Source organism: Peribacillus simplex, from assembly GCF_001542915.1.
In the GTDB taxonomy this organism is placed as follows: domain Bacteria; phylum Bacillota; class Bacilli; order Bacillales; family DSM-1321; genus Peribacillus; species Peribacillus simplex_B.
This window is the reverse complement of the sequence record NZ_LNNH01000012.1, coordinates 470150-480717: the sequence shown is the minus strand read 5'-3', so window position 1 is coordinate 480717 and position 10568 is coordinate 470150. Positions and strand designations below refer to the sequence as shown.

Genomic DNA, 10568 nt, shown 5'->3' with positions numbered 1-10568 from the left:
AGGATCCGTAGTACTTTCTTTAATTGCTTTGGTTTCTTCCTTATCAAATTTATCTGGTGGAAAAGGCTTCTTACCATGGTTTTCACGATCTTGATTGATTCTTCTTGAAGACGTCCTTGATACGCTCGTGTTTCTTTACGAACGATTTTCTTTTCAAATTTCCGTTTATTCGCACTGGCTTTCACATGGGCGGAATCCACGAAAACGTGTTCTACACTTATTACCTTTTTATTAGCAGCTGTCATTAAAATGCGACAGAAAATCTGTTCAAACAGGTCTGTATCTTTAAAGCGTCGCTCATAATTTTTTCCGAACGTATCATGGAAACCATAGCCTAAGAACCAACGGTAAGCCATATTGGTTTCAACTTCTTCAATCGTTTTACGCATGGAACGAATACCGAAGGTATATTGAATGAAAGTCAGTTTAACTAAAATAACTGGATCAATACTTGGGCGTCCTACATCTGAGTACATATCTTTCACCAAGTCATAAATGAAAGTGAAGTCAATGGCAGCCTCCATTTTACGAACCAAATGGTTCGGTGGCACCAGTTGATCTAAAGTAATCATTTCAAGTTGATCTCGCTGAATAGAATCATGTTTAGAAAGCATCCTCATCACCTCAAGTTTTAATCCTTCAATTTTAAAACAAAAATGACTCCAGTCAAAAGTGTTCTATCTAAAAGGTAAGACAAAGTTGATTGGAACGGAAGGTACGAGACTCCTGCGGGAAAAGCGCGTCTAGGGGAGACCCCGCAGGCAAAGCCGAGGAGGCTCCCCGACCGCCCGCGGAAAGCGAGTGCCTGGAGTGGAAATCAACGTCTAAATTGTACACGCCATAAAAATAGACAAACTCGATTTTCATCGAGCTTGTCTACAGTCTGCGGGATGCTGGATAAATCAGCATCCCGTTTTTTTGTTTCTTTTAATTTTTTCTTCGATTAACATTCTCATAAACGCTTTGAGTCAAAAATGACTTCTTGAGTCAATTTTAAATTGGTTATATTACCAGTCCATTAATCATAAATGAAGACCGAATAATTCAAAAATGGATTTTGCTGTTCATGTATTCATGATATCTTCACGTTCCATTTTTGGCACAGCTCTTGCATATTAATAGTTTGACTTCTTTGTTTTATCAAAAGAAGAAAGGGGAGGACAAATGGATAGACCTTGGAAAAAGCATATCCCGTCCGGAAATCCATTGGAAATCGAAATACCTGAAATGTCTGTGACAGACCTTTTTTATCAATCAGTCGAAAAATATGCGGATCATACCGCGATTACGTTTAATGAGGATAGGTATACATATTCCCAGTTAGGACAGCTAGTGAAAAGGTTTGCCCGCTTACTTGCTGAGGCGGGGATTGAAAAAGGAGATCGTGTGGCGCTTATGCTCCCCAATTGTCCGCAATATCCGATCAGTTTTTACGGGACGCTTTTAAATGGGGCGATCGTTGTCCAAATTAACCCGATGTATAAATCAAACGAATTGATACATGTCCTGAAAGACTCGGGTGCCAGGCACATCATCGTCCTGGATGACTTAATCCCCATAGTGGAAGCGGTCCTGGATGAAACCGAACTTGAAAAGATATGGCCCGTATCGAAGGAAAAGAATGAATGTGAATTGATGAAGGGCCTGCTGCCTTTAGCGGAAATTGATTACTCGGTATCCATCGATCCCGGAGATGATGTCGCCGTCCTCCAATATACGGGGGGGACCACCGGACGTTCAAAAGGAGCGATGCTGACCCATCGGAATATTGTGGCCAATACCCTGCAAAGTGCCGCCACTTCCAAAATCAAAATTCAAGAGGGCAAGGAAAAGGTGCTTGGCGTTTCACCATTATTTCATGTATATGGGATGACATCAGGCATGAATTTGACTTTTTATAATGGCGGTGAATTGATCATCGTTTCCCGGTTTGAGGTGGCAGGAATCGTTGAGATGATCAAAACGGTTAAACCGACCATTTTTCCCGGTGTGCCAACGATGTATATCGCATTATTACAATATTACCAGTCTCATCCGTTTGATTTGCATTCCTTGAAATCCTGCGTTTCAGGGTCGTCCCCATTGCCCTTGCATGTCTTATCAAGATTTAACGAAGTGAGTGGCTCGAAGATTGCAGAGGGCTATGGACTTTCCGAAGCATCACCAGTTACGCACCGAAATCCAGTCAGTGGCCTGCAAAAGCCGGGAAGTATCGGAATTCCGATACAAAATACGGATGCCGCCATCATTGACAGCGTTACTGGTGAGCCAGCTCTCATGGTTGATACCCCAGGTGAATTGGTCATCAAAGGACCTCAAGTGATGAAAGGGTATTGGGGGATGCCCGAAGAGACGAAGAAGACGATTCAAAACGGCTGGCTGTATACTGGCGATATCGCGAAGATGGATGAAGATGGCTTCTTTTACATTGTCGGTCGCAAGAAGGAAATGATCATCGCAGGCGGCTTCAATATTTACCCCATTGAAATTGAAGAGGTTCTCTACAGCCATCCAAAGGTTTTGGAAGCTGCCGTATTCGGTGTTCCCGATCAATATCGCGGTGAAACGGTACATGCAGCGGTCGTTCTAAAGCCTACTGAAACAATAACGGAAAAAGAATTGCAGGAGTATTGCCGGAAACATCTGGCCGCCTTCAAGATACCCGAAAGGATCACGTTTCAACTTGAATTCCCAAAGACGGCGGTGGGTAAAGTCTTGAAACGCAAGCTTCAAGAGGCTCATCGAGTTCATTCAGGTAGAACGTGAAAGCGCTGACAATTAAATTGCCTGAGAAAGGGGAATGCATGTGGACTTTCGCTTAGATGATGATATCGTCCTGTTAAAAGAAACCATTCGCCAGTTTATTGAAGAACAAATCGATCCTTTTTCCATGCAAATTGAGGATGAAGATCATATCCCGGATAGCATCATAAATTTATCGAAAGAAATCGGACTATTCGGACTGAGCATTCCGGAAAGGTATGGCGGTCTCGGGATAGGAATGATCGGGAAATGCGCTTTATATGAGGAAATCGGCAAAACACATAATGGCTATACTACTTTGATTGGTGCCCATACTGGCATCGGGACGGTAGGGATCGTCGAAATGGGCAATGAAATGCAAAAGGAAAAGTATTTGCCAGAAATGGCAAGCGGCAATAAAATCGGTGCATTTGCCCTAACGGAGCCTGCGGCGGGATCACATGCGACCAATCTGAAGATGACGGCAGTCAAAAACGGCGATGCCTATATTCTGAACGGGACGAAGCATTATATAACGAATGCGGATGTAGCCGATATTTTTACAGTCATGGCAGTAACGGATAAGGATAAAGGAGCAAAAGGAATCACCTCATTCATCGTGGAGAAAGGCTTTCCGGGTTTTAAAGTGGGAAGCTTGGAGCGGAAGATGGGTCTTCGAGGCTCGCATTCGGCTGAATTGATTTTTGAAGATTGCGAGGTTCCCGCTGAAAATGTCCTGGGAGAAGTAGGCCAGGGGTATGTGAATGCGTTGAAAATCCTTGCGAATGGACGGGCGGGACTTGCAGCAAGGAATTTGGGGTCGTGTCAATATTTGCTGGATCTCTCGACTAAATACGCGATGGAGCGGGAGCAGTTCGATGTGCCGATCATCGATCATCAGGCTGTATCTCATATGCTTGCTGAAATGGCAATGGAAATCGAAGCGCTTCGTTCATTCACATATCGGGTCGCATGGATGGTCGATCAAAAGGAAAAAATCATCAAGGAAGCGGCAATGCTGAAGCTGTATGGTTCGGAAGTGTATAATCGGGTCGCTGATAAGGCGGTCCAAATTCATGGCGGTATCGGATACATGAAGGACTACCCGGTGGAACGCTTTTTCAGAGATGCCAGAATCACTCGAATATATGAAGGTACGTCCGAAATCCAGAAAAATATCATAGCTGCGCAATTGAAGAAAAAATATCAACACTAGTCTAATAGGGAAAGTGGAGGGATTCACATGGATTTACGCTTATCGGAAGAACAAAAAATGGTCCAAAAAACAATCCGCAAGTTCGTGGAGAATGAATTGATTCCTTTGGAAAATGAAGTGCTGCGCAATGAAATGGCAGGAAAGCCTAGTTTGCCAGAGGAAACATTGAAAGAATTACAGGAAAAAGCTAAAAATGCAGGCTTTTGGGGCATCAATACGCCGGAAGAGTATGGCGGGGCGGAATTGGGGCAGCTTATGATGGCCATCGTCTTGATGGAAGTATCGAAGACGTTCGTCCCTTTTAGCTTTGGCGGATCGGCGGATAATATCCTGTATTATGGAAACGAGGAACAAAAAAAGAAATACCTCATCCCAACGATCAATGGGGAGAAAAAATCCTGTTTTGCGATGACGGAGCCGGGAGCTGGCTCAGATACAAGGAATATAAAAATGACGGCTGTGAAAGATGGCACCGACTGGCTGCTTAACGGTGAAAAAACGTTCATTACTGGTGGGAATGATGCCGATTTCGTCATGGTCATTGCCGTTACGGACAAAGAGCGTCACCAGGCGACCGGGACCGAGGGTGTAACCTGCTTCATCGTCGACCGCGACATGGGCTGGAGATCCGAGTATATCCATACGATGGGAGAATGGGGACCAGCCGGGTTAGTTTTCGATAATGTAAGGGTACCCGAGGAAAACATCTTAGGGGAAATACATGGCGGTTATAAATTGGGATTGGAATGGATCGGGTTTGCCAGGTGGATTGTGGGGGCGCGTGCTGTCGGATCTGCGGAAAGATTGCTGCAAATGGCGATAGAGTATGCGAAAGAACGAGTCACCTTCGGTAAGCCGATCGCCGAGCGTCAGGCCATCCAATGGCAGATTGCAGATTCGGCAGTGGAGATCGAAGCGGCTCGGTGGCTTGTACTGAACGCCGCTTTCACACTCGATAATGGCGAAGACAACCGACATTTGGCTTCAATGGCTAAGCTCTTTGGCGCAAATATGGGGAACCGGGTCGTTGACCGCGTGTTGCAAATACATGGCGGCATGGGTTATACGAAAGAGCTTCCCATCGAACGGTGGTATCGGGAGGCAAGGCTGTGGCGGATTTATGATGGAACGGATGAAATACAGCGGATGATCATTTCCCGTAATTTAATCAAGGGGCATGTTAAATTAGGGCAATTCTTATAATAGATTAGGAGGAAAAGAGATGACAGGAAGATTTTCAGGAAAAACGGCGCTAGTAACAGGTGGGAGCAGAGGAATTGGCCGGGCGATCGTCGAGCTGTTTGCCAGTGAAGGGGCAAAGGTCGCCATCATCGATATCAACGAAGAGGTATTGACATCAGCGGGAAATGAATTGAGGGACAAGGGATACACCATTTTTACGAAGGTGGCAAATGTGGTCGATCCCGAAGAGGTCGAAGCTTCGGTTACCGAGATAGCCGACACATTCGGCTCGCTTGATATTCTTGTGAATAACGCAGGGGTCATCCGGGATAATCTTCTCTTTAAAATGACCGATTCAGATTGGCAAACCGTAATGGATGTACATTTAAAAGGCACTTTCAATGCAGTCCGTGCCGCCCAAAAGCATATGGTTGCGAATAAATACGGAAGAATCATTAATATATCCTCCACCTCCGCCCTTGGCAATCGCGGTCAGGCCAATTATTCAGCAGCTAAAGCCGGGCTTCAGGGGTTAACGAAAACGCTTGCTATCGAGCTTGGAAAGTATGGGATAACTGCCAATTCAGTCGCTCCTGGCTTTATCGAAACCGAAATGACGAAAGAAACAGCGAAGCGGGTGGGGGTAAGCTTTGATCAATTCATTCAGGATCGGGCAAACAGCATTCCTGTTGCGAGGAGCGGCCAACCAAGTGATATTGCGCATGCTGTGGGGTTCTTTGCCGATGAAGCATCCTCATTCATCAGCGGTCAGGTTTTATATGTTGCAGGCGGTCCAAAAAATTAAGGGAAAAGGCGGGATGATATGTTTAACGATAGTATTGGAAAGCGATCTAAACCCGTTAAAAACATCGTGGAACGGGGAGCCGTAAGAAAATTCGCATGCTCGATTGGTGATCCGCACCCGATTTTCATTGATGAAGAAGCGGGCAGGCAATCGAGATATGGAACGAATATTGCTCCGCCAACCTTCCCGCGGGTCTTTGATTATGGCACGATTGAATCGCTGAATCTTCCGGATAAAGGGCTGATTCATGGCGAACAGGTTTATCGCTACAATAGGCCGCTTTTGGTCGGCGAGGAAATCACCTGTTATTCGGAAGTGAAGGATTACTATGAGAAAAAAGGAAAACAGGGCGAAATGGGATTCCTGGCCTTGAAAAATTATGGATCGGACGCCGATGGTAAATTGGTATTTAGTGCCGAACAGCTTGTCATCATTAATGAAACGATCAGAAAGAAGGTGATGAGCAAGTGACGACATTGACCGAACTCCATATTGGTGACTCGCTGCATTCAATTGAGCTGAAACCTGTTACGCGTATGGACCTGATTAAGTACGCTGGAGCATCAGGCGACTTCAATCCCATTCATACGATTGACGAGGAAGCAAAAAATGCAGGTCTTCCCGGTATCATTGCCCATGGGATGTGGACGATGGGAAATCTGGCAAAGCTTTTCAGTAATCTGTATGAAATCGGCTTTATCGAAGAATACAAGATCCGATTCAAAGGGATGGTTTTCTTGAATGATGTAATCACCCTCTCTGCCGATTTAAAAGAAAAAAACGAAGATAGATACCATTTCAAAGTGGCAGCAACTGACCAGACAGGCAAAGAAGCGATCAGCGGTGAGGTTGTGTTTAAAGTCTATTAAACGAAAGTAGTGATGAAAATTATTTCATCACTATTTTTTTTAGGAATGAAAATCGACAATTTTAAAGGAGATTCGAGATTTATCCAGAATTGTACGTATTAAGAATTCTTTTTGCGGCGGTGAATAGTTATGAATCAAGTAAAACAGGATTCTCCAATCGAATTGCTCAAGGAATACCCCTTTCCTGCACTTGTCCTGGATTCTGCAAACCGGATTAAGGAATGGGGCATGTACTTCGATCCGTTGATGGAAAATGATGGGGATACGACAGTAACCGAACAATTCGATGAGTGGCAATTTCTCGATAACAATAGACTTGCGGCAGCAAAACTGCGTGACAAGCGGTACTTATTTTTGCTAATGAAACGATCGGATGATGACAATCGTCTTTATATAGGCAGTGAAACACAATTTTTGGATGATTTACTGGTAGATGCCCATGAGTCGGACAAACTGAACCGGGCCCTGGATGCCATAATCGAAAGTTCCTATGACGGGATATATATCACCGATCAACAGGGGACGACGCTTTATACCAATTCAGCGATTGAGCGGATCACCGGTATCCCTAAAGAGTACTATATCGGCAAGTCGGTGGATCAGCTGATTAAGCGCGGCATCCTGAATGCCTCTGTCACGCATAAGGTCGTCAAGTTGAGACGAACTGTATCGGTCGTTCAGGATAATTTTGCCGGAAAAGAAACATTGATTACCGGTAGCCCCGTTTTTAATGAAGCGGGGGAAATCGAGCAAGTCGTAACGAATATTAGGGATTTGTCAGATTTAAATGAACTGATGCACGAATTGACGAAGGCAAATGAATTGAATCATCAATATAAGCAGGAAATCGAAAAACTGCGAAAGATAACAAGTCAGGATGGAGTCGTTTTTGTCAGTGATAAGATGAAAACGATTTACGAGATCGCTGAAAGAATATCGGATATCGATGCGACCGTGCTCATCCTTGGAGAAACGGGCGTCGGGAAAGATGTCCTTGCCCGAAATATATATAATCGGAGCATCCGGTCCAAGAAAGGCGATTTCATCAAAATAAATTGCGGGGCCATTCCTGCCGATTTATTGGAATCCGAGCTATTTGGATATGAAGGCGGAGCATTTACCGGGGCAAATCAAAAGGGGAAACCAGGGATGTTCGAGATGGCAGAGAGCGGCATCTTATTTTTGGATGAAGTCGGTGAACTCCCCTTGCAATTGCAGGTAAAGCTGCTGCGGGCACTTCAGGAAAGGGAGATTCAAAGAATCGGTGGTACGAAGCCGAAGAAAATCGATGTTCGGATAATAGCGGCCACGAACCGCAATTTATCGGAAATGGTCAAGTCTGGTGATTTTCGCGAAGACCTTTTTTATAGGCTGAATGTCATTCCCATCACGATTCCCCCATTACGCGAAAGAAGAGAAGATATCTTGGCTTTGACTGATTTGTTCTTAAAGAAATCGAACGAACAATATAAATTTTCGAAAGAAATAGATTCGAGGCTGAAAGAATATTTTTTTCAACATGATTGGCCGGGAAATGTCCGTGAGTTGATAAATATTGTCGAAAGGCTCGTCGTACTGACGGATCATTCGTTATTAACGATGAATGACCTGCCGGAAGAATATCAGCCCGAAAACCGGAACCAAGCAAATTATAATTCTTCGCTAACGTTAAAAGCGGCTGTGGAAAGAGCCGAAAAGGAGATCTTGACAAAAGCGGCACAAACGTACCAAACGACATATGAAATCGCAGCTGCCCTTGATTCAAGTCAGGCAACGATCGTAAGGAAACTAAAAAAATATCGACTGAAGGTCAGTGAAAAAACCTAAGCAAGCAAGGGGATGCCTTAATCGGTATCCCTTCAATTATGCCCAAAGCTTTGACGGACGCGGACTGACCGTCTCCATAACTGAAGACACCCGCTTGTGAGCAACCGGTCCGGGAGGCTCATCCTTGACGATTATTATTTTGGATATGCGTTGGGGGCAAATCACACGTTTGTGGATTTCAGCGGCGGAAATCTTTAATGAATGAAAGACTATTTTCATTTATGTCTTGTGCCCATCAATCTCCTGCCTCATTGCCTCCTTGATCTTGAATAACACTCCATTTATTTTAATTCAATACTGATTTTTTTCAATCAAAAGTGAATGATGGACATCCCCTTTGGAAGCCGCTCTTTTCAATTTTACAATTCATTAATGAATTCTGTTTTGCTGGGTAATAGCCGTTTGACGGTGATATTGCTTGTGGCACGGTACTTGCATCATTAAACCAGGAAAAATCCGCAACAGGAAAAAGATCTGCGGAATGATTCTGTAGAAAAGTGTAAAGGGAGGGGGGCGGAATCAGGCGATGGCCAAGTGAAGAAAAAGTTAACCAGTGCAAATTGAAGCAATCGTCACACGAGGCCTGATCAATCAGAAAAATCAAAAAGGGCAATCAGAATTGTTATCTTCAGTAAAGAAAGCGGATGATAGCTTACGAGAAAATGGTGTCGATGGATGATCATCATTTATGAAAGCGCTAACAAAATCTGCTTGCGTCTCATTCAAGAGCAGGAGGAAATTGAAGCAATACAACCCTATACCTTACTCCACTGAATAATATCAGTCTTCTGCCTAAACAGTTAATCGAGTTGAAACAAACATGACAGATGAACCTGTTACGGGCATCCACACCACTGTTTTCATTCACGACTCCTTCAGACATGAAAATTTTTAAACAAGACTGTAAAAAGCAGTTCCAGCTGTGTAACACAATCCATTCTACTTGCGTGAAATAACTTGCGAATCCCCCATCCCCCTCTTGAAGCGTTTAAGTCATAGTATTGGTAATTGCGGGAGCATGATTAGCAAGATGAAATTCAATAATTAGTCAGGGAGGAAGTAAATGGATATATTAATCCAACAGCTTTTTAATGGTTTGACGATTGGCAGCGTATATAGTCTAGTTGCCTTGGGATTGACGCTCGTTTATGGTATTTTGCATATCCCGAACTTTGCTCATGGTGCTCTCTATATGCTTGGTGGATATATCACATTGTCCATGATGACATTATATGGGGTCAATTACTGGCTGGCGATGTTTGTATCCATTATCGTCGTTGGCTTGCTTGGGGTGCTTTTGGAACGCTTCGTGTTCCGCCTGTTAAGAGAAGCGCCTCCCTTGCACGATAAAATCGCGGCAATCGGCATTCTTCTTTTTCTTGAAGCGTTCGCCCAATTTGTCTGGGGAGCAGACTTCCATACCATGAATTCCCCTTACGGCCAAGTTGTCCAGATCATGGGCTTGACATTTACACTTCAGCGATTATTGATCATCGTCGCTGCTATCGTGGTGATGGTTTTACTTTACGTATTCCTGAAGAAAACGTATACAGGTTCAACGATCATTGCGATGTCCCAAAATCGTGAAGGTGCATCATTGGTCGGAATCAATATCAACAAAGTCGCGATGCTGACCTTCATGATATCGGGAGGATTGGCAGCCATCGCTTCGTCCCTGGCTTCACCGATAAATCTAGTATTTCCCGGAATGGGGCACCTGGTCATCCTTAAAGCCTTCGTCATCATCATCCTCGGCGGGATGGGAAGCATTCCGGGGGCCATTGTCGGCGGGTATATCCTCGGATTCAGTGAAAGCCTTGGCGCAACCTACCTATCCAATGACTATAAAGACATCATTGCTTTCATTCTATTAGTCGTGATATTGACTGTGAAGCCAACAGGTCTTTTTGCCAAGGGGGAGAGATAA

The 10568-nt window shown here is 44.3% G+C and carries 9 protein-coding genes and 1 pseudogene; 9 read left to right on the top strand and 1 reads right to left on the bottom strand.

The window, feature by feature from the left end; translation table 11 throughout:
• Nucleotides 1-614 (bottom strand): annotated as a pseudogene (locus AS888_RS07390) (transposase); the annotation flags it as partial.
• Nucleotides 615-1164: 550 nt separating this feature from the next.
• Here AS888_RS07390 and AS888_RS07385 point away from each other — a divergent pair.
• The 9 genes from AS888_RS07385 to AS888_RS07350 all read left to right on the top strand — a co-directional run bounded on the left by AS888_RS07385 (nucleotide 1165) and on the right by AS888_RS07350 (nucleotide 10568).
• Nucleotides 1165-2766, top strand: a complete 1602-nt coding sequence (locus AS888_RS07385; RefSeq protein ID WP_061141510.1) for a long-chain-fatty-acid--CoA ligase — start codon at nucleotides 1165-1167, stop codon at nucleotides 2764-2766.
• Between the two features lie 40 nt (nucleotides 2767-2806).
• On the top strand, nucleotides 2807-3958 hold the full coding sequence (locus AS888_RS07380) for an acyl-CoA dehydrogenase family protein (RefSeq protein ID WP_061141509.1): 1152 nt from the start codon (nucleotides 2807-2809) through the stop codon (nucleotides 3956-3958).
• A 27-nt stretch (nucleotides 3959-3985) separates the two neighbouring features.
• Entirely contained in the window at nucleotides 3986-5161 is a 1176-nt protein-coding gene (locus AS888_RS07375; protein WP_061141508.1) for an acyl-CoA dehydrogenase family protein, read from the top strand.
• Nucleotides 5162-5180: 19 nt separating this feature from the next.
• Nucleotides 5181-5945: an SDR family oxidoreductase gene (locus AS888_RS07370; RefSeq protein ID WP_061141507.1), complete on the top strand. Its 765-nt coding sequence runs from the start codon at nucleotides 5181-5183 to the stop codon at nucleotides 5943-5945.
• Between the two features lie 18 nt (nucleotides 5946-5963).
• The gene (locus tag AS888_RS07365; RefSeq protein WP_061141506.1) at nucleotides 5964-6416 is read left to right on the top strand and encodes a MaoC family dehydratase N-terminal domain-containing protein; all 453 of its coding nucleotides are present in this window, start codon (nucleotides 5964-5966) and stop codon (nucleotides 6414-6416) included.
• Nucleotides 6413-6814: a MaoC/PaaZ C-terminal domain-containing protein gene (locus tag AS888_RS07360; RefSeq protein WP_061141505.1), complete on the top strand. Its 402-nt coding sequence runs from the start codon at nucleotides 6413-6415 to the stop codon at nucleotides 6812-6814. Before AS888_RS07365 ends, AS888_RS07360 begins: the two co-directional genes overlap by 4 nt.
• A gap of 129 nt (nucleotides 6815-6943) precedes the next feature.
• Nucleotides 6944-8641 (top strand): sigma-54 interaction domain-containing protein, encoded by a 1698-nt coding sequence (locus AS888_RS07355; protein WP_061141504.1) that lies wholly within the window; start codon nucleotides 6944-6946, stop codon nucleotides 8639-8641.
• Between the two features lie 553 nt (nucleotides 8642-9194).
• Nucleotides 9195-9320 (top strand): hypothetical protein, encoded by a 126-nt coding sequence (locus tag AS888_RS26740; RefSeq protein ID WP_260320150.1) that lies wholly within the window; start codon nucleotides 9195-9197, stop codon nucleotides 9318-9320.
• Nucleotides 9321-9704: 384 nt separating this feature from the next.
• Nucleotides 9705-10568: a branched-chain amino acid ABC transporter permease gene (locus tag AS888_RS07350; protein WP_061141503.1), complete on the top strand. Its 864-nt coding sequence runs from the start codon at nucleotides 9705-9707 to the stop codon at nucleotides 10566-10568.